Raw genomic sequence first — 18,816 nt, forward strand, 5'->3', positions numbered from 1 at the left:
GGCGGGCGCCCGGCGACCAACCGGGCCCCGGAGGAGCCGTGGTGCGCCGCCCGCCTGCCATGGAGTGTCGGGCAGACAGCAGGTCGGGCGGCGCGGTGCCGGGTCGTCGCACTGTACGAGGGGGAGCCGACGACCCGAGCGGCCTCCTTGGCGAGGCTCTTAAGTGAAACCCCGCGGGGCCCCTCCGCGGCAGGGTGCGCATCGCATTTATGCGCGTACTTGCTTCACACCCCGTGTGAATCGAGCGCACCGCACCCCGGGCGGGGCCCCGAACCACTAGCCTGGATCCGACGAGCCCTTGGAGGGGCCCATGCAGCCCAACGCCCTGCTCGACGCCCTCCTCGCCGAGGCGGGCATGTCCCACGCAGGACTCGCCGCGCACGTCAACCAGGCGGGCCGGTCGCGCGGACTCGCGCTGCGCTACGAGCACACCGCGGTCTCCCGCTGGCTGAAGGGGCAGCGCCCCCGCGGCCAAGTGCCCGACCTGATCTGCGAAGTGCTCGGCGGGCGCCTGCAACGGCCCGTCGCACTGGAGGACATCGGGCTCGGGATCCCCGGACAGCACAGCCCGCACACGACCCGGATCGGCGGCTTCGTCGACCGCGCCACCGCCCTGTGGCGTTCCGACGAGCTGGGCCGGCCCGCGCTGCTCACCGCCGAGGCGGTCACCGGCACCCCGGCCGTGATCCCGGTGTGGGAATGGGAGAACCCGCCGGAGGACACCGACGTGTCCCGCTCCGGCCCGTACCGGATCGGGCCCGAGCACATCGAGATCCTGCGGGCGGCCCGCGCGCACTACGAGCTGATGTACCGGCGGACCGGCGGGATGGCGACCCGCGCCCGGATCGTCCGCTTCCTCGGCAGCGAGACCGCCCCGATGCTCCGCGGCAGCTACCCGGACGAGGTCGGCCGCCTCCTGCACCGGGCCACCGGGTCCCTGGTGGCGGTCGCCGGGATCTGCGCGTACGACTCCGACGCCCACGGGCTCGCCCAGCGCTACTTCCACCAGGCGCTGCGCCTCGCCAAGGCCAGCGGGGACCGGGGGCTCGGTGCGTACGTGATCGCCCTGCTGGTCAACCAGTCGCTGCACCTGCGCGAGTACCGCCAGGCCGTCGCCTTCGCGGAGGCCGCGCTGCGCGCCGCCGGACGGCACACCACCCCGGCGCTGGCCGCGGACCTGTACGCGATGCAGGCCAAGGCCTACGCCCAACTCGGCGACCCGGCGGCCGCGTTGGCCTGCATCCGCAGCGCGGAGGCGGCCGCCGACCGGATCCGGCCGGGCGTGGAGCCCGCCGAGACCGGCTACGTACAGCCCGGACTGGTCAACGTACAGGTGGCGGAGGCGCTGCTGAGCCTGGGGGACCTGGACGCGGCGCACGCCCAGGCCACGGAGGCCGTGGGGACCCCCGCGCACGACCGGGGGAGGGTGCACCGGCTCGCGATGCTGTGCGAGATCCAGCTGCGCCAGGGCGAGGCGGACCGGGCGGTGGCCTCGGCGGCCGAAATGGCCGAAAGGGCCAAGGGGATGGAGTCGCTACGGCTGCGGGACCGGCTGCGAGCGGTCCGGGAACAGCTGCTGACCAGCGGTTACGCGGCCGCGGAAGAGACCGCACAGCTCATCGACGGGGCGCTGCGCGTTCCCCTGTGACAGCAGGAACTGCTGCCATGTTGCCACCGACGGATGCGAAAGGTGGCACAACCGTGCAGTGGACGAACCTGAGTGAGCAGACGGTGTACAAGAACCGATGGTTCGATGTGAACCTCGCGGACGTGGAACTCCCCGACGGCCGGCACCTGGACCACTTCGTGATCCGGCTGCGCCCGGTGGCCGTGGCCACGGCCGTCAACGAGGCCAACGAGGTGCTGCTGCTGTGGCGGCACCGGTTCATCACCGACAGCTGGGGCTGGGAACTGCCCGCCGGGGTGGTCGAGGACGGCGAGGCCGTCGAGACGGCGGCCGCGCGGGAGATGGAGGAGGAGTCGGGCTGGCGCCCGGGACGGCTGCACCACCTGATGACGGTGGAGCCGTCCAACGGGCTGACCGACGCCCGCCACCACCTCTACTGGGCGGAGGGGGCCACGTACGTCGGCCACCCGGAGGACGACTTCGAGTCCTCGCGGCGCGAGTGGGTCCCGCTCAAGCTCGTGCCGGACATGATCGCGCGGGGCGAGGTCCCGGCCGCCAACATGGCGGCCGGGCTGCTCCTGCTGCACCATCTGCGGCTCGGCTAACGGCCCTCCGCCCCCGGGCGCCCGCGCCGGGCTCAGCCGTACGGGTAGAAGCCCGAGCCGGTCTTGCGGCCGAGGCGGCCCGCGTCGACCATCCGCTGGAGCAGCGGGGGAGCGGCGTACAGCGGCTCCTTGAACTCGGAGTACATGGAATCGGCCACCGAGGCGACCGTGTCCAGACCGATCAGGTCCGCCAGCTTCAGCGGGCCCATCGGGTGGGCGCAGCCCAGCTCCATGCCGTTGTCGATGTCCTCGCGGCTCGCGATGCCGGACTCGAACATCCGGATCGCGGACAGCAGGTAGGGGATGAGCAGGGCGTTGACCACGAAGCCGCTGCGGTCCTGGGCGCGGATCGCGTGCTTGCCCAGCACGTCCCGCACCAGGGCCTCGGCCCGCTTGACGGTCTCCTCGCCGGTGGTCAGGGCCGGGATCAGCTCGACGAGCTGCTGCACCGGGGCCGGGTTGAAGAAGTGGATGCCGATGACCTGGTCGGGCCGCGAGGTCGCGACGGCCAGCTTGACCAGCGGGATCGAGGAGGTGTTGGAGGCGAGGATCGCGTCCGGGCGGGTGATCACCTGGTCGAGGACCTGGAAGATCTCCGTCTTGACCTGCTCGTTCTCGACGACGGCCTCGATGACGAGGTCGCGGTCGGCGAACTCGCCGAGGTCGGTGGTGAAGGTGAGGCGGGCCAGGGTGGCGTCCCGCTCCTCCTCGCTGATCTTGCCGCGTTCGGCGGCCTTCGTCAGGGAGTTGTGCAGCCGGGTGCGCCCGATCTCCAGGGCCTCGCCCGTGGTCTCGGCGACCATCACCTCAAGACCGCTGCGGGCGCACACCTCGGCGATGCCCGCGCCCATCTGGCCGCAGCCCACCACGCCGACCCGTGCGATGTCGGTCGGGAGGGTAGAGAGGTCCGTCACATCGTGCCTTTCGCTGCTCATCCATCGCGGGTCCCCCGTACTCGGCAGTGGTAACTGCGTCCGGCGCCCGCCACGCCCCCCGACGTTACCCCCGTCCTTGCCCGCGGTGGCGGGGTGGGGCGGGCATGCTGGGCGCACGCAGAGCGATGTCACGGAGCGGAACGGAGTCGTCACATGGCGCACATCGGACGGCGGGGGCTGCTGGCGGGGGCCGCGGGGGTGCTGGCCACGACGGCTGCGGCCGCCCCGGCGGGGGAGCGGAGGGCGGGACGGGGGCCCGGGCGGGGGCCGGGCGGGGGCCGGGCGCCGGCCCCGGAACTCAGGGGGATGTGGATCGCCTCCGTAGAGAACGTCGACTGGCCCTCCGAGACCGGGCTCCCGGCGCGGGAGCAGCGCGCGGAGCTGACCGGGCTCCTCGACACGGCCGTGCAGCGGCGGCTGAACGCGGTGTTCCTCCAGGTCAGGCCGACGGCCGACGCCCTGTGGCCCTCGACGAAGGAGCCCTGGTCGCAGTGGCTGACCGGGGTGCAGGGCCGGGACCCCGGCTGGGATCCGCTGGGCACGGCGGTCGCCGAGGCGCACGCGCGGGGGCTGGAGCTGCACGCCTGGTTCAACCCGTACCGGGTGGCGAACCACACCGATCCGCAGCGGCTCGTCGCCGCGCACCCGGCCCGCCGCAACCCCTCCTGGGCCGTGCCGTACGGGGGCAAGCTCTACTACAACCCGGGGCTGCCCGAGGTGCGGGCCTTCGTGCAGGAGGCCATGCTCGACGCCGTCTCCCGCTACCCGCTCGACGGGGTGCACTGGGACGACTACTTCTATCCGTACCCGGTCGCGGGCGAGGAGTTCGACGACGACGAGGCCTACGAGCGGTACGGCGCCTCCTTCGCCTCCCGCGCGGACTGGCGCCGCCACAACACCGACACGCTGGTGAAGGAGATGTCGGACCGGCTCAAGACCGCCCGCCCCGCGGCCCGCTTCGGCGTCAGCCCCTTCGCGGTGTGGCGCAACAGCGACCGGGACCCGCTCGGCTCGCAGACCCGGGCGGGCGTACAGACCTACGACGACCTGTACGCGGACACCCGCAAGTGGGTCCGCGAGGGCTGGATCGACTCGATCGTGCCGCAGGCGTACTGGCAGATCGGCCACCCGTCCGCCGACTACGCCGCGATCGTGGAGTGGTGGGCGCGCACCGTCAGGGGCACGGGGGTGTCCCTGTACGTGGGGGAGGCGCTGTACCGCTGCGACGCGGACAGCTCCACGCCCGCCTGGCGGGATCCGGCGGAGCTGTCGAGGCACCTGACCCTCGCGGCGCGGTACGCCGAGGTCCGCGGACACGTCTACTTCTCTGCGAAGCAGGTGGCCGCGGACCCCAACGGTGCGATGGCCAGGGTCGTCGCCGACCACTATCCGGCGACGGCGGCGCCGCGTTGAGCCGGGCTGCCGCCCGGGTCAGGGGGTGTGCTCGGACGGGTGCTTGACGACGCAGTCGGGGCCGGGCGACATGACCGCCTCGTGGCCGTCGGTGAAGCGGACCCGGTAGGGAGGGGTTCCGTTCTCGCCCAGTACCTGAGTGATCTCGCCGACCTTGTCGTGTTGTCCCACGACCCGGCCGTGCTGCACCAGCTGGTCGCCCTCAGTAGCGCGCATAGCTGACCTCCTCGGTGGCGGTCCGATCCGGTGTTGTCAGTTTAGGGCGACAAGCGGCTATTTGACCCGTTGGGTCACGGCGATGCAGACCAGTACCGCGCAGGCGGCGGCGGGCGCCGCCGGGGAGAGGTGCTCGCCCAGCAGCGCGACCGACCAGACCAGGGTCAGCAGGGGCTGGGCGAGCTGGAGCTGGCTGGCCCGCGGGGCGCCGATCTCGGCCATCCCGCGGTACCAGACGTACAGGCCGAGGAAGGTGGAGCCGGCCGCCGCCCACACCAGGCCGGCCACCCCGTGGCCGGTCAGGTGCACCGGCTCGTACGCGAGCCCGAGCGCGGAGCCGGTCACGGTGAGCGGCAGGCACAGCACCAGGGCCCAGCCGATCACCTGCCAGCCCGGCATCAGCCGGGCCAGCCGCCCGCCCTCGGTGTATCCGGCGGCGCACACCACGAGCGCTCCGAACAGGTAGGCGTCCCCGGTGGAGAGGGCTCCCCCGCTCTGGGCGAGCGTGAAGCCGAGGACGACCGCGGCCCCGGCGACGGCCGCCGCCCAGAAGCGGGGGGAGGGCCGGGCGCCGGTGCGCAGGGCGGAGAAGGAGGCGGTGGTCAGCGGGAGCAGTCCGACCACGACGGCGGCGTGCGAGGTGGTGGAGGTCTGCAGGGCGAGCGTGGTCAGCATCGGGAAGCCGGCCACCACACCGCCCGCCACGACCGCGAGCCCCGCCCAGTGCGCGCGGGCCGGCAGGGGGACCCGGCCGGCCAGCAGGAAGGCGCCCGCGATGAGGGCGGCGAGGACGCTGCGCAGGGCGACGAGCGACCAGGGGCCGAAGCTCTCCAGGCCCCAGGCGGTGGCGGGGAAGGTCAGCGAGAAGGCGACGACGCCGAGGAGGGCCAGGAGCGTGCCGGTGCGGGCGGCGCCGGCGCCTCCCGCGGTGGCCGCACCCGTAGCGCTGCCGGCGGTGCCGCCCGCGACGGCGCCCGCAACGGCGTCCGCGCGGGCGTTCGCACCGGCGTTCGCGCCGACGCGCGCGCCGAGGTGGTGACCGGTCGGCCGAACCGCTATCGGGCCGGAGGGAGTAGCGCTATTCTGTGCTGTCATGTACGAGCGTAGCAGTGTGGCGGAACTGGCAGAAAGCCTGCGGTCGGAGCTCGACCGCTACCCGGTGGGTGGAAAGCTCCCGTCCAGCCGGGCCCTGGTCGAGCGCTACCGGGTCAGCCCCGTCACCGTGTCCCGAGCCCTCGCCTCGCTCGCCGCCGAAGGGCTCGTGGTCACCCGGCCCGGCGCCGGGGTGTTCCGCTCCCCGCCGCGGACGGAGGCCGGCGCCTCCGGGGACACCTCCTGGCAGGAGGTCTCCCTCAGTGCCGAGGGGACGGGGGAGGTGGTTCCCCGCTCGGTGGACGCCTCCGGGGTGATGGTCTGTCTCACCGCGCCCCCGCCCGGGGTGATCGGACTCAACAGCGGCTACCTGCACACCTCTCTCCAGCCGGAGCGGGCCATGGCCGCCGCGCTGGCCCGGGCCGGACGCCGCCCGGGGGCGTGGGGGCGGCCGCCGGTGGAGGGGCTGCCCGAGCTGCGCGACTGGTTCGCCCGCGAGATCGGCGGGGCCGTGGGGGCCGCCGACGTGCTGGTCACCGCCGGCGGGCAGAGCGCGCTGACCACGGCCCTGCGGGCACTGGCCCCGCCCGGGGCGCCGGTCCTGGTGGAGTCCCCGACCTATCCCGGGCTGCTCGCCATCGCCCGTGCCTCCGGCTGCCGGCCCGTACCCGTACCGGTGGACGCGGACGGGGTCCGGCCGGAGCTGCTCGCCGCCGCCTTCGAGGCCACCGGGGCGCGGGTGTTCGTGTGCCAGCCGCTGTTCCAGAACCCGACCGGCGCGGTGCTGTCGGCCGGGCGCAGGCCCGAGGTGCTGAGGATCGCGCGGGCGGCCGGGGCCTTCGTGATCGAGGACGACTACGCGCGGGCCCTGGCCCACGAGGACGCCGGTCCGCCGCCGCCCACCCTGGCCGCCGAGGACCTCGACGGGGTGGTGGTGCACGTCCGTTCGCTGACCAAGGTCACCTCGCCGAGCCTGCGGGTGGGCGCGCTGGCCGCCCGGGGGCCGGTGCTGGACCGGCTGCGCGCGATCCAGGTGGTGGACAGCTTCTTCGTGCCCCGGCCGCTCCAGGAAGCCGCCCTCGAACTGGTCGGCGCGCCCGCCTGGCCGCGTCATCTGCGGGCCGTCGCCGCCGAGTTGCGCCACCGCCGGGACGTGCTCGCGGGCGCGCTGCGGCGGGAGCTGCCCGCACTGGAGCCCGTCCGGCTGCCGACCGGCGGGTACCAGCTGTGGACCCGGCTCGGCGAGGGCGGCGACGACGCGGCCTTCGTCGCCGAGGCCCTGCGCGCCGGGGTCGCCGTCGCGCCCGGCCGGCCGTTCTTCTGCGCCGAGCCGCCGGCCGCGTACGTCCGGCTGGGCTTCGCCGGGGTCTCGGGTCCGGGGGAGCTGGTGGAGGCGGTGCGGCGGATGCGCGGCGGGCTGTCCGGGGCGCCGTAAACCCTGTTGAGGCAGGCGGGGAGGGGTTCTAGCCTGCCTGGCATGACCGCCGTAGTGATCACTTCCCTCGCCCGCCGCCCCGAGCTGGCCGCCCGGCTCGGGGACATGGAGGACACCTGGCCGGAGTTCGCCGGCCACGACGCCCTGGCCTGGCTGCTCTACCCGCGCATGGTCGCCGAGTTCCCCGAGTACGTCTGGATCGCGACCGAGGGCGACACGGTGGTGGCCCGGGGCTTCAGCCTGCCGTTCGCCCTGCACACCCCCGAGCGGGCCGGCGTGCTGCCCGCGAAGGGCTGGGATGCGGTCCTCATGTGGGCCTTCTCGGACCGGCGGCGCGGGATCCGGCCCGACACGGTCAGCGCCGTCGAGATCTCCGTCGCCGCCGGCCGGCAGGGCGAGGGCCTCTCCGGCCGGATGCTGGCCGCCATGCGCGAGGGCGTCCGCGCCGCCGGGTTCGCGGAGCTGGTGGCCCCGGTCCGGCCCAGCGGGAAGCCGGCCGAGCCCGGGACGCCGATGGCGGAGTACGCGTACCGGACCCGCGAGGACGGCCTCCCGTACGACCCGTGGCTGCGGGTCCACGTGCGCGCCGGGGCGGTCATCGAGGGGGTGGCGCCGCTCTCCATGACCGTCAACGGCACGCTCGCGCAGTGGCGGGAGTGGACGGGGCTGCCCTTCGACACCCCGGGCCCGGTCCTCGTGCCCGGCGCGCTGGCACCCGTCCACTGCGAACCGGAACGCGACTTCGCGGTCTACGTCGAACCGAACGTGTGGGTCCGCCACCGGCTGGACGGCTCCTGACACGACCGACGGCCGCGCGGTGCGGCCGGCCCCGGCGCACTACGCCGCAGGCGCACCGGCTCCCGGCCGCACCGGCAGGCCCCTGGTGAGCGGCCCGACCACCAGGGGCTGCGCGGCGGCGAGCACGAGGCACAGGACCGCGGTGCCCGCCCACAGGGCCCCGGCACCGGCCCGTTCGAGCAGCTGGGTGGCGGTGACCGGGGCGGCGACCGTGGCGACGCCCCAGCTGATGCCGTACGCGGCGAGGTAGCGGTCGGTGCCGCCCGGCGGCGCCAGGCCGGCCACGACGCCGAGCACCCGGCCCAGGACCAGCACCTCGCCCACGCTCAGCACGGCGGTGGCGGCCAGGAACGCGGGCAGCGTCCGCGCCGCGGCGTAGCCGGCCAGACCGGCCGCCAGCAGGGCGTGGCCGAGGGCCATGGCCGCGGGGTCGGGGAGCGCGGCCAGGCGGCGCAGGCGCAGCGCGGGCTGGGCGGCGACGACGGTCACGGCCGAGGCGGTGAACAGCAGCCCGGCGTCGGCGGGTTCGAGGCCGCGGTGGCCGAGGGTGAGCGGGAGCGCCATCACGATGTGCAGGGAGACGAGCGCGAACGCGGTCCCGGAGGCGAACATCGCCCACAGCCCCCGGTCCCGCCACGGCCGCACGGGGCCGCCGTCGTGACCGCCGTCGCCGTGGCCGTCGTCCGGTACGCCGCCCGGACCCCGGGGGCCGTCGGCCGGCAGGGCGAGGCGCAGGGTCAGCGCGCAGGCCAGGCAGGTGAGGGCGTCGACCACGAACAGCCAGCGCAGGTCCCACCGGCCGAGCCCCGCCGCGATCAGACCGGACCCGGTGCCGCCCACGGCGAGCGCGGCGTTGAGCGCGCCGTAGGCGCGCACCCGGTCGGCCGGGCCGACGGCGTCGGCGATCAGCGCCTGGCTCGGCGGCTCGTACAGCTCGAAGGACAGGCCGAGCAGGACGGCGAAGACGGCCACCGCGGCGAGGGAGCCGGCGGCGGCGATGCCCAGCTGGGCGAGGGCGCAGCCGACGAGTCCCAGCACGATCGTGCGGCGGCGTCCGATCCGGCCCGCCAGCCGTCCGCCCGCCACCCGGGACGGGATCGTGGCGAGGCCGAAGCCCGCGGAGACCAGGCCCGCCGTGGTCGTGCCCGCACCGAACTCGGTGCCGATCAGGACGGTCAGGAAGGGCAGCGAGAAGGCGCCCAGCCGGTTGATCGCCCGCGCCACCACCAGCATCCATACGGTCCGCGGCATGACCACACTCCTCGCGTGACTGTCGAATCGAGTAATGTCAGTTACGAACCCGAGGAACGCTAGCGATCGAAGGAGTGACTGGTCAAGTGATGTTCGACAGTCACGTGGCGGTACTGCTGGAGCAGGCGGTGGCGCTCGTGAACGCACTGACGGACGGAGAGGCGCGCGGCCGCCCGTACACGGCGCCGCGCGGGGCCGAGCTGGCCGACGCGATCGAAGCGGCGGTCCCGCGCGCCGCGGCCTCGCTGCCGCGCGCCGTCGACGCTGCGCAGGCGGAGTACTTCGTCGCCGCCGCCGGGCGCATGCGCGAGGTGTTCCGGGCGATGCAGGATGGGGAGGTGGACGCCGCGGCCGTGACCGTGAACGACCTGCTGCGCGACACCGGGGCCCGGCCGAGGCTGGACCGGTCCGCGGGTGAACCGTGGCAGATGCACTTCCATGGCCCGGACGACTCCTTCGCCGCGGGTGTCAACGCGGCCGGTGCCACCGCGCTGGCCCTGGCGGTGGGCGGCGGCCTCGCGGGCCGCCTGGGCGTGTGCCGGGCCGACCGCTGCGACCGCGTGTACGTGGACACCTCGCGCAACGCCGCCCGCCAGTTCTGCTCCACCGCCTGCCAGAACCGGGCCAAGGCCGCGGCCTTCCGGGCCCGCAGGGGTTGAGGCGCGGGGAGGAGGGTGATCACAAGGCGATTGCATAAAAGTGCAGGCCTACGTATAGTCATGCCATCGAGGAGGAGGTCCGATGGTGGTACGTGTAGCGGTGGCCGGAGCGAGCGGATACGCGGGCGGTGAGGTCCTGCGCCTGCTGCTCTCGCACCCCGAGGTCGAGATCGGCGCGCTGACCGGCCACTCCAACGCCGGACAGCTCCTCGGCGGCCTGCAGCCCCACCTCGTCCCGCTCGCCGGGCGGACCCTGGAGGCCACCACGCCCGAGGCCCTCGCGGGCCACGACGTGGTCTTCCTCGCGCTGCCCCACGGGCAGTCCGCGGCCGTCGCCGCCCAGCTCGGCGACGACGTGCTCGTCGTCGACATGGGAGCCGACCACCGGCTGAAGGACTCCGCCGACTGGGACCGCTTCTACGGCGCCCCGCACGCCGGGACCTGGCCCTACGGCCTGCCCGAGCTGCCCGGACACCGCGCCGCCCTGGCCGGCACCAGGCGGATCGCCGTCCCCGGCTGCTTCCCCACCGCCGTCTCGCTCGCGCTCTACCCCGCCTACCAGGCGCGGCTCGCGGAGCCCGAGGCCGTGATCGTCGCCGCCACCGGCACCTCCGGCGCGGGCAAGGCCCTCAAGCCGCACCTGCTCGGCTCCGAGGTGATGGGCACCGTGACCCCGTACGGGGTCGGCGGCGTCCACCGGCACACCCCGGAGATGGTGCAGAACCTCTCCCCGTTCGCCGGGGAACGGGTCTGCGTCTCCTTCACCGCCAACCTCGTCCCCATGCCGCGCGGCATCCTCGCCACCTGCTCGGCGAAGGCCCTCCCGGGCACCACCGCGGAGTCGCTTCGCGCCGCGTACGAGAAGGCGTACGCGGACGAGCCCTTCGTCCGCCTGCTCCCCGAGGGCGTCTGGCCGACCACCAAGTCGGTGTACGGCTCCAACGCCGTCCACCTCCAGGTCGCCCACGACGCGTCCGCCGGCCGGATCATCGCCATCAGCGCCATCGACAACCTGACCAAGGGCACCGCCGGCGGCGCGGTGCAGAGCATGAACATCGCGCTCGGGCTCCCCGAGACGCTGGGTCTTTCCACGATTGGAGTCGCGCCGTGAGCGTTACGGCTGCACAGGGGTTCACGGCGGCGGGCATCGCCGCCGGGATCAAGGCGAACGGCAATCCCGACCTGGCCCTCGTGGTCAACAACGGGCCGCGTCTGGCCGCCGCGGGCGTGTTCACCTCCAACCGGGTCAAGGCCGCCCCCGTCCTGTGGTCCGAGCAGGTCCTGCGCGGCGGTGCCATCAGCGCCGTCGCCCTGAACTCCGGCGGCGCCAACGCCTGCACCGGCCCCCGGGGCTTCCAGGACACCCACGCGACCGCCGAGAAGGTGGCCGACGTCCTGGGCGGCGCCCACAACGCCGGCGAGATCGCCGTGGCGTCCACCGGCCTGATCGGCGTCCTGCTCCCCATGGACAAGCTGCTGCCGGGCATCGAGACCGCCGCGGCCGCCCTCACCGAAGACGGCGGCGAGGCCGCCGCCATCGCCATCAAGACCACCGACACCGTGCACAAGACGGCCACCGCCTCCCGGGACGGCTGGACCGTCGGCGGCATGGCCAAGGGCGCGGGCATGCTCGCCCCGGGCCTGGCCACCATGCTCGTCGTCCTCACCACCGACGCCGACCTGGACAGCGCCACCCTCGACCGGGCGCTGCGCGCCGCCACCCGGACCACCTTCGACCGGGTCGACTCCGACGGGTGCATGTCCACCAACGACACCGTGCTGCTGCTGGCCTCCGGGGCCTCCGGCGAGGTCCCGGCGTACGAGGACTTCGCCGAGGCCGTACGGACCGTCTGCGACGACCTCGCCCGCCAGCTCATCGGCGACGCCGAGGGCGCCAGCAAGGACATCCGCATCGAGGTCGTCGGCGCGCTCACCGAGGACGACGCCGTCGAGGTCGGGCGCTCCATCGCCCGCAACAACCTCCTCAAGTGCGCCATCCACGGGGAGGACCCCAACTGGGGCCGGGTGCTCGCCGCCATCGGCACCACCAAGGCCTCCTTCGACCCCGACCGGCTGAACGTCGCCATCAACGACGTGTGGGTCTGCAAGAACGGCTCCGTGGGCGAGGACCGCGACCTGGTCTCCATGAAGGGCCGCGAGGTCCGCATCACCGCCGACCTGGCCAACGGCAGCGAGTCCGCCGTGATCTGGGGCAACGACCTGACCGCCGAGTACGTCCACGAGAACAGCGCGTACAGCTCATGAGCACGGCGAGGAGGCACACCGCGCTGCCCAAGGCCGAGATCCTCATCGAGGCCCTGCCGTGGCTCACCCGGCACAACGGCAAGATCGTCGTCATCAAGTTCGGCGGGAACGCCATGATCGACGAGGACCTGAAGGCCGCCTTCGCCCAGGACGTGGTCTTCCTGCGCCAGGCCGGCCTCAAGCCGGTCGTCGTCCACGGCGGCGGCCCGCAGATCAACGCCCAGCTGGACAAGCAGGGCCTGGTCAGCGAGTTCAAGGCGGGCCTGCGGGTCACCACCCCCGAGGCCATGGACGTCGTCCGGATGGTCCTGGCCGGGCAGGTCCAGCGCGAGCTCGTCGGGCTGCTCAACCAGCACGGGCCGCTCGCCGTCGGGATGACCGGCGAGGACGCGCACACCATCACCGCGACCAAGCACAGCCCCGAGATCGAGGGCGAGATCGTCGACATCGGCCGGGTCGGCGAGATCACGGCCATCGACACCGGCGCGATCGAGGCGCTGCTGGCGGACGGCCGGATCCCGGTCATCTCCTCCATCGCGCGCAGCGCCGACGACCACCACGTGTACAACGTCAACGCCGACACGGCCGCCGCGGCGCTCGCCGCCGCGCTGGGCGCCGAGACGCTGATGGTCCTCACCGACGTCGAGGGCCTCTACGCGGACTGGCCCAGCAGCGACGAGGTGATCAGCCGGCTCACCGTGAGCGAGCTGGAGAAGCTGCTGCCGGAGCTGTCCAGCGGGATGGTCCCCAAGATGGAGGGCTGCCTGCACGCGGTGCGCGGCGGGGTCGGCACGGCGCGCGTGATCGACGGACGGGTCCAGCACTCGATCCTGCTGGAGATCTTCACCGACGAGGGCATCGGCACCATGGTCGTGCCCGACGCCCAGGGAGGGGCACGGACATGACGGGCAACCAGGACTACGCCACCCGCTGGCAGCACGCGCTGACCAACAACTACGGCACCCCGCCGCTGGCCCTCGTACGGGGCGAGGGCGCCCAGGTCTGGGACGCGGACGGCAAGCAGTACACCGACTACGTCGGCGGGATCGCGGTCAACGCCCTCGGCCACGCCCACCCGGCGATCGTCGCGGCCGTCACCGCCCAGGTCTCCACCCTCGGCCACGTCTCCAACCTCTACGCCTCCGAGCCCGTCCTCGCGCTCGGCGAGCGGCTGCTCCAGCTCTTCGGCCGCGAGGGCCGGGTTTTCTTCTGCAACTCCGGTGCGGAGGCGGTCGAGGCGGCCTTCAAGATCGGCAGGCTGACCGGGCGGACCCACATGGTCGCCACCGACGGCGGCTTCCACGGCCGGACCATGGGAGCCCTCGCGCTCACCGGCCAGCCGAAGAAGCAGGCCCCCTTCCTGCCCCTGCCCGGCGAGGTCACCCACGTCCCGTACGGCGACGTGGAGGCCCTGCGGGCCGCCGTCACCGAGGAGACGGCGATCGTGGTCATCGAGCCGGTCCAGGGCGAGAACGGGGTCGTCGTCCCGCCCGCCGGGTACCTCACGGCCGCCCGCGAGATCACCCGGGCCACCGGCACCCTGCTGGTCCTCGACGAGGTGCAGACCGGCATCGGCCGCTGCGGCCAGTGGTTCGAGCACCAGGCCCACGAGGGTGTCGAACCCGACCTCGTCACGCTCGCGAAGGGGCTCGGCGGCGGTCTCCCGATCGGCGCGGTGGCCGCCTTCGGCCCGGCGGCCGACCTGCTCCAGCCCGGCCAGCACGGCACCACCTTCGGCGGGAACCCGGTCGCCTGCGCGGCCGGCCTCGCGGTGATCGACACCATCGCCGCCGAGGGCCTGCTCGACCGGGTCAAGGCCCGGGGCGAGCGGCTGCGCTCCGGAATCGAATCTTCCGGCCATACCCTGGTCTCCCACGTCCGCGGGTCCGGCCTCCTGCTGGGTATCGTGCTGACGGAGCCGCTCGCGCCGAAGGTGCAGCTCGCGGCTCAGGAAGCCGGATTCCTGGTCAACGCGCCCGCCCCCGACGTCGTACGGCTGATGCCCCCGTTCGTCATCACCGAGGCCGAGGTCGACGCGTTCGTCCGGGCGCTGCCCGGCATCCTCGACGAAGCGGGACGATCCGGAGAATGAGACGACGATGAGCCAGGCGCAGGAACCCGAGCACGGGGGTGGTCCGTCCGTCCCGCAGACGCGCACCGCCCGCCACCGCCGGATCGTGGACATCCTCAACCGGCAGCCGGTCCGCTCCCAGAGCCAGCTGGCCAAACTGCTCGCCGACGACGGGCTGAGCGTCACCCAGGCGACGCTCTCCCGCGACCTCGACGAGCTGGGCGCGGTCAAGATCCGCAACACCGGGGGCGAGCTGATCTACGCGGTCCCCAGCGAGGGCGGGTTCCGCACCCCGCAGGCCCCGCTCGGCGAGTCCGCGAAGGAGGAGCGCATGCGGCGCCTCTCCGGCGAACTGCTGATCTCGGCGGAGGCCTCCGCGAACCTCGTGGTCCTGCGCACCCCGCCCGGCGCGGCCCAGTTCCTCGCCTCGGCGATCGACCAGGCCGAACTCCAGGCCATCCTCGGCACCATCGCGGGCGACGACACCCTGATGCTGATCAGCCGCGACCCGGCGGGCGGCCAGGCCCTGGCCGACCACCTCCTGCGCCTGGCGCAGAAGGAGGGCTAGTACCGGGTCACCGCCAGTGGGCCGGAGTCGGTGCCGATCGCGATGTGGGGGTGGCGGCGGGGGTCCGCCCAGCGGAGCAGGGCGCGCATCTCGCGGGCCGGTACGGAGACGCAGCCGGCGGTGGCGCCCTTGCCGTTCACGTGCAGGAAGATGCCCGCGCCCCGGCCGCGCACGGGCCGGTCGTAGTTGAAGGCGATGACCAGCGCGTGCGCGTACTGCGTCCGGTACGTGATCAGGTGCTCCGCCTCGCCGGGCGCGCAGTCGGCGGGCAGCGGCTCGGTCCAGCGGTTGTAGGCGGCGGAGGCGTTGTCCTGGCACCACCAGGAGCGGTCCGTCACCCGTCGGTAGCGGTACGCCGTTCCGGCCGGGGCGTGCGCGGTGCCGAAGGCGTACGGCAGCTCGTACAGGCCCGTCGGGGTGGTGTTCGTGCCCTGGGCCCGGCTCCCGCCCTCGGTCAGGCCGTTCGCGCCGAACCGGGCGGGTGCGCTGCCCGCCTCGAACCAGTGGCCCGCGCGCCGGTCCCACCAGGTGAGCCGGCCCGTCGTGGACCCCGGCGCGGGCGCGACGGCGGTGATCAGCTGGCTGCCGCCGCCGGTGTCGGCGAGGCGGGCGGGCAACGGGTCCGGGCCGTACGGGAAGAGCCCGGCGAGGATCAGCGAGCCCGTGAGCAGAGCGGTACGCAGCACGTGTCAGACGGTACGGGCCGACAGGGGCCGGGGGCGTGCAGGCAGGCCGTCGGGACCCGTTCCGGCGTGTCCCCGTGAGCGGATCAGCGCACGCCCCCGGGGGGAAGCGCGAGCATCGTGCGGATCCGCTCCAGGACCCGTCCGCTGAACAGGCCCGCTGACCGGTCCAGCAGCGCTCCGACCTCCGGCTCCCGCAGGGGCAGGCCCGCCCGCCCGCGCGGGGACATCAGGGTGTTCTGGATCCGCTGCCCGGCGATGCGGCGCAGCGCCGGGTCACGGTCCGTCAGCAGTTCCACGGACGCCCGCAGTCCGGCGACCCCGCCCCGCGCGTGCAGCACCCGGTACGCGGCCCGGCGGGTGTGCGCGGGCCGGCCGGGCGCGATCAGTTCGAGGAGCGGGCCCACGGGCAGCTGCTCGGCCGATCCGCACAGCCCCAGGGAGGCCTGGCGGGCCACGGCCGGTGACGGGTCGTCGAGCAGCGGGCGCAGCAGGGCCGGATCGGTGTTGTCCAGCAGGCGCAGCCCCGCGAGGGCCTCGGCCCGGATCACGTCCAGCGGGTGGTCCACCAGGGACCGCAGCAGCGGTGCGTCCCCGCGGCCGGCGCACTCGGCGAAGCCGGCCACCGCGTACCGGCCGACGCGCTCCGGGTCGGCGAGCAGCGCCCGGCAGCGGGCGTACGGGTCGCCCCCGTCCTGGCGGACCAGCCAGCGGGCGCAGGCCCGGACCAGCCCCGACCGGTCGGCGAGGTACCGGTCCGCCTCCGAGGACCGGCCGGCCCGGTGCAGGCAGGTGACCCCGGCCGCCCGCACCATCGGGATGCGGGCGCCGAGCAGGGCGTCCACCGCCTCGTCGTCGGGGCCCCGGGCCGCCATGGCCGCGAGCGCGGCGTCCGTCCAGAGCCGGGCGGTCGCGGGGTCCGTCTCGGCGGCGGCCCGCCGCGCCGCGTCCCGGGGGCCGGGCTCCGCGCGGCGCAGGCTCAGCCGGGCGGCGAACCGGCGGGTCGGCGGGTCCGCGTCCCCGCACAGGTCGGCCAGTACGGACGGCTCGGCGTGCAGCGCGGCCTCGAAGCGCTCCAGCGCCCACGCGCCCTGCTCACGCCGGCCCAGCCGCAGTACGAGGGGCGTCAGCGCGCGCAGCGTGCCCGGAGGATCGGCGGCCAGGACCTGCTCCAGTACCTGCCGGGCCCGTGTCCGTACGGCCGGGACCCAGTCGGTGGCCCGGACGGCGATCAGCGGCAGCGGCGCGTCGGGCGCCCCCAGAGCGGCCTGCCGGATCCGGCCGTCGGGGTGGCAGAGGCGGACCTCGATCCGGGCGTCGTCGCACGCGCCGTGGCCGTGGCCTCGCGGGAGGCGCACGGTCCGGTCGAAATCCGTCCAGTCCCCGGGCCGGGCGAACACGGGCTCCGCCGTTTCCCCGGTGACCGTTCCCGTACTCATGTGCGGACCCCTCCCTCTCGCTGTGGGCCCTGATCGTATGTCTCGGCCGGATGGGCCACCTTTGAATATTTCCGCAGCCCGGATGTCCTGCCGGGCCCGGCACCCGGGCTTGCGATTGACGAAACATGCGGATCAATGCATAGTTATCCAATCAGTGACCGCATCGTGTCGAAGACCGCCGTCCATCGCGACCCCGCCTGAGTCCGGTCGTTCACACAGGGGCGCCACGCGCCACCGGGACGGCCTCCCCGCGACCACCTCCGCGGCGGGGAGGCCGTCGTACATCCACCCTCATGAGGAGCAGCAGTGAGCAGCAACAACGGTGACGTCCGGCTCTGGGGCGGCCGGTTCGCCGACGGGCCCTCCGAGGCCCTCGCGAAGCTGTCCGCGTCGGTCCACTTCGACTGGCGCCTGGCGCCCTACGACATCGCCGGCTCGCGCGCCCACGCCCGCGTGCTCGCCAAGGCCGGTCTGCTCACGGCCGAGGAGCTCGACCGCATGATCGAGGGCCTGGACCGGCTGGAGGCCGACGTGGCGGACGGGTCCTTCGTCGGCACCATCGCCGACGAGGACGTCCACACGGCCCTGGAGCGGGGCCTGCTGGAGCGGCTCGGCGCCGAACTCGGCGGCAAGCTGCGGGCCGGCCGCTCGCGCAACGACCAGGTGGCCACCCTCTTCCGGATGTACCTGCGCGACCACGCGCGGACCATCGGCGGCCTGATCGCCGACCTCCAGGACGCCCTGGTCGGCCTGGCCGAGGCGCACGCGGACGTGGCGATGCCGGGCCGGACCCACCTCCAGCACGCGCAGCCGGTGCTGTTCGCCCACCACGTACTGGCCCACGTGCAGTCCCTGTCCCGGGACGCCGAGCGGCTGCGGCAGTGGGACACCCGGACCGCGGTCTCCCCGTACGGTTCGGGCGCTCTGGCGGGCTCCTCCCTCGGCCTGGACCCGGAGCAGGTGGCCGCGGACCTGGGCTTCGAGCGGGGCTCGGTCGGCAACTCGATCGACGGCACGGCCTCCCGCGACTTCGTCGCCGAGTTCGCCTTCGTCACCGCGATGATCGGGATCAACCTGTCCCGGATCGCGGAGGAGATCATCCTGTGGAACACGAAGGAGTTCTCCTTCGTCACCCTCCACGACGCCTTCTCCACCGGCTCCTCGATCATGCCGCAGAAGAAGAACCCGGACATCGCGGAGCTGGCGCGCGGCAAGTCGGGCCGGCTCATCGGCAACCTGACCGGCCTGCTCGCCACGCTCAAGGCCCTGCCGCTCGCCTACAACCGGGACCTCCAGGAGGACAAGGAGCCCGTCTTCGACTCCTGCGACACCCTTGAGGTGCTGCTGCCGGCCTTCACCGGGATGATGGCCACGCTCACCGTCAACCGGGAGCGGATGGAGGAGCTGGCCCCGGCGGGCTTCTCCCTCGCCACCGACATCGCGGAGTGGCTGGTCAAGCAGGGCGTGCCCTTCCGGGTGGCGCACGAGGTGGCCGGCGAGTGCGTCAAGGTCTGCGAGGCCGAGGGCATCGAGCTCGACGAGCTCACCGACGACCAGTTCGTGAAGATCTCGGAGCACCTGACCCCCGAGGTCCGCACCGTCCTCAACGTCAAGGGCGCCCTCGCCTCCCGCAACGGCCGCGGCGGCACCGCCCCGTCCGCGGTCGCCGTCCAGCTCACCGAGCTCAAGGCCGACCTGGTCATCCAGCACGCCTGGGCGGTCCACAAGCAGTAGTGCGGGCCGTGCCCGAGGGGGCGGG

The 18,816-nt window shown here is 74.1% G+C and carries 18 protein-coding genes; 12 read left to right on the top strand and 6 right to left on the bottom strand.

Features of this window, described 5'->3' with window-relative positions:
• Window positions 1–310: 310 nt before the first annotated feature.
• Both SLAV_RS29465 and SLAV_RS29470 read left to right on the top strand, forming a co-directional pair.
• Window positions 311–1,648 carry an NsdA family TPR-like regulatory protein gene (locus SLAV_RS29465; RefSeq protein WP_030233731.1) on the top strand — a complete coding sequence of 446 codons (1,338 nt, stop codon included), beginning with the start codon at window positions 311–313 and terminating at the stop codon, window positions 1,646–1,648.
• A gap of 53 nt (window positions 1,649–1,701) precedes the next feature.
• Window positions 1,702–2,232: an NUDIX hydrolase gene (locus SLAV_RS29470; RefSeq protein ID WP_030233733.1), complete on the top strand. Its 531-nt coding sequence runs from the start codon at window positions 1,702–1,704 to the stop codon at window positions 2,230–2,232.
• A 32-nt stretch (window positions 2,233–2,264) separates the two neighbouring features.
• Here SLAV_RS29470 and SLAV_RS29475 read toward each other — a convergent pair whose 3' ends face one another.
• Complete coding sequence (locus tag SLAV_RS29475; protein ID WP_051841144.1) at window positions 2,265–3,167, bottom strand: 3-hydroxybutyryl-CoA dehydrogenase; 903 nt, start codon at window positions 3,165–3,167, stop codon at window positions 2,265–2,267.
• 153 nt (window positions 3,168–3,320) lie between these two features.
• On the opposite strand from SLAV_RS29475, the gene SLAV_RS29480 reads away from it, so the two are divergent.
• On the top strand, window positions 3,321–4,580 hold the full coding sequence (locus SLAV_RS29480; RefSeq protein WP_030233738.1) for a glycoside hydrolase family 10-like protein: 1,260 nt from the start codon (window positions 3,321–3,323) through the stop codon (window positions 4,578–4,580).
• A gap of 18 nt (window positions 4,581–4,598) precedes the next feature.
• On the opposite strand, the gene SLAV_RS29485 is transcribed toward SLAV_RS29480, so the two are convergent.
• Entirely contained in the window at window positions 4,599–4,796 is a 198-nt protein-coding gene (locus tag SLAV_RS29485) for a DUF1918 domain-containing protein (RefSeq protein WP_030233742.1), read from the bottom strand.
• A gap of 57 nt (window positions 4,797–4,853) precedes the next feature.
• The gene (locus SLAV_RS29490) at window positions 4,854–5,891 is read right to left on the bottom strand and encodes a DMT family transporter (protein WP_030233744.1); all 1,038 of its coding nucleotides are present in this window, start codon (window positions 5,889–5,891) and stop codon (window positions 4,854–4,856) included.
• Between SLAV_RS29490 and SLAV_RS29495 the strand changes: the two genes are divergently transcribed.
• Complete coding sequence (locus SLAV_RS29495) at window positions 5,890–7,323, top strand: aminotransferase-like domain-containing protein (RefSeq protein WP_030233747.1); 1,434 nt, start codon at window positions 5,890–5,892, stop codon at window positions 7,321–7,323. The two genes, SLAV_RS29490 and SLAV_RS29495, sit on opposite strands and share 2 nt — an antisense overlap.
• 42 nt (window positions 7,324–7,365) lie before the next feature.
• Complete coding sequence (locus SLAV_RS29500; protein WP_030233749.1) at window positions 7,366–8,121, top strand: hypothetical protein; 756 nt, start codon at window positions 7,366–7,368, stop codon at window positions 8,119–8,121.
• 39 nt (window positions 8,122–8,160) lie between these two features.
• Here SLAV_RS29500 and SLAV_RS29505 read toward each other — a convergent pair whose 3' ends face one another.
• Window positions 8,161–9,372: an MFS transporter gene (locus SLAV_RS29505; RefSeq protein WP_030233752.1), complete on the bottom strand. Its 1,212-nt coding sequence runs from the start codon at window positions 9,370–9,372 to the stop codon at window positions 8,161–8,163.
• Window positions 9,373–9,461: 89 nt separating this feature from the next.
• On the opposite strand from SLAV_RS29505, the gene SLAV_RS29510 reads away from it, so the two are divergent.
• The 6 genes from SLAV_RS29510 (at window position 9,462) to SLAV_RS29535 (ending at window position 14,935) form a co-directional block, all read left to right on the top strand.
• Window positions 9,462–10,031, top strand: coding sequence for a CGNR zinc finger domain-containing protein (locus SLAV_RS29510; protein ID WP_030233755.1), 570 nt, complete (start codon window positions 9,462–9,464; stop codon window positions 10,029–10,031).
• Window positions 10,032–10,113: 82 nt separating this feature from the next.
• The gene (gene argC, locus SLAV_RS29515) at window positions 10,114–11,142 is read left to right on the top strand and encodes an N-acetyl-gamma-glutamyl-phosphate reductase (RefSeq protein ID WP_030233757.1); all 1,029 of its coding nucleotides are present in this window, start codon (window positions 10,114–10,116) and stop codon (window positions 11,140–11,142) included.
• Window positions 11,139–12,296: a bifunctional glutamate N-acetyltransferase/amino-acid acetyltransferase ArgJ gene (gene argJ / locus SLAV_RS29520; protein ID WP_030233760.1), complete on the top strand. Its 1,158-nt coding sequence runs from the start codon at window positions 11,139–11,141 to the stop codon at window positions 12,294–12,296. The genes argC and argJ overlap by 4 nt, the downstream gene beginning before the upstream one ends.
• Window positions 12,293–13,201, top strand: a complete 909-nt coding sequence (gene argB, locus SLAV_RS29525; protein ID WP_030233762.1) for an acetylglutamate kinase — start codon at window positions 12,293–12,295, stop codon at window positions 13,199–13,201. Before argJ ends, argB begins: the two co-directional genes overlap by 4 nt.
• Window positions 13,198–14,388 carry an acetylornithine transaminase gene (locus tag SLAV_RS29530; RefSeq protein ID WP_030233765.1) on the top strand — a complete coding sequence of 397 codons (1,191 nt, stop codon included), beginning with the start codon at window positions 13,198–13,200 and terminating at the stop codon, window positions 14,386–14,388. The genes argB and SLAV_RS29530 overlap by 4 nt, the downstream gene beginning before the upstream one ends.
• A gap of 7 nt (window positions 14,389–14,395) precedes the next feature.
• Window positions 14,396–14,935: an arginine repressor gene (locus SLAV_RS29535; RefSeq protein ID WP_030233768.1), complete on the top strand. Its 540-nt coding sequence runs from the start codon at window positions 14,396–14,398 to the stop codon at window positions 14,933–14,935.
• Here SLAV_RS29535 and SLAV_RS29540 read toward each other — a convergent pair.
• Together SLAV_RS29540 and SLAV_RS29545 are read right to left on the bottom strand one after the other, a co-directional pair.
• The gene (locus tag SLAV_RS29540; RefSeq protein ID WP_030233769.1) at window positions 14,932–15,618 is read right to left on the bottom strand and encodes a L,D-transpeptidase family protein; all 687 of its coding nucleotides are present in this window, start codon (window positions 15,616–15,618) and stop codon (window positions 14,932–14,934) included. The two genes, SLAV_RS29535 and SLAV_RS29540, sit on opposite strands and share 4 nt — an antisense overlap.
• Window positions 15,619–15,704: 86 nt before the next feature.
• Window positions 15,705–17,057 carry a hypothetical protein gene (locus tag SLAV_RS29545; RefSeq protein ID WP_051841145.1) on the bottom strand — a complete coding sequence of 451 codons (1,353 nt, stop codon included), beginning with the start codon at window positions 17,055–17,057 and terminating at the stop codon, window positions 15,705–15,707.
• Between the two features lie 306 nt (window positions 17,058–17,363).
• Here SLAV_RS29545 and argH point away from each other — a divergent pair, with 306 nt between their 5' ends.
• Window positions 17,364–18,791: an argininosuccinate lyase gene (gene argH, locus SLAV_RS29550; RefSeq protein ID WP_030233774.1), complete on the top strand. Its 1,428-nt coding sequence runs from the start codon at window positions 17,364–17,366 to the stop codon at window positions 18,789–18,791.
• Window positions 18,792–18,816: the final 25 nt, after the last annotated feature.

Origin of the sequence: Streptomyces lavendulae subsp. lavendulae (genome assembly GCF_002803845.1) — a bacterium.
Lineage (GTDB): Bacteria > Actinomycetota > Actinomycetes > Streptomycetales > Streptomycetaceae > Streptomyces > Streptomyces lavendulae.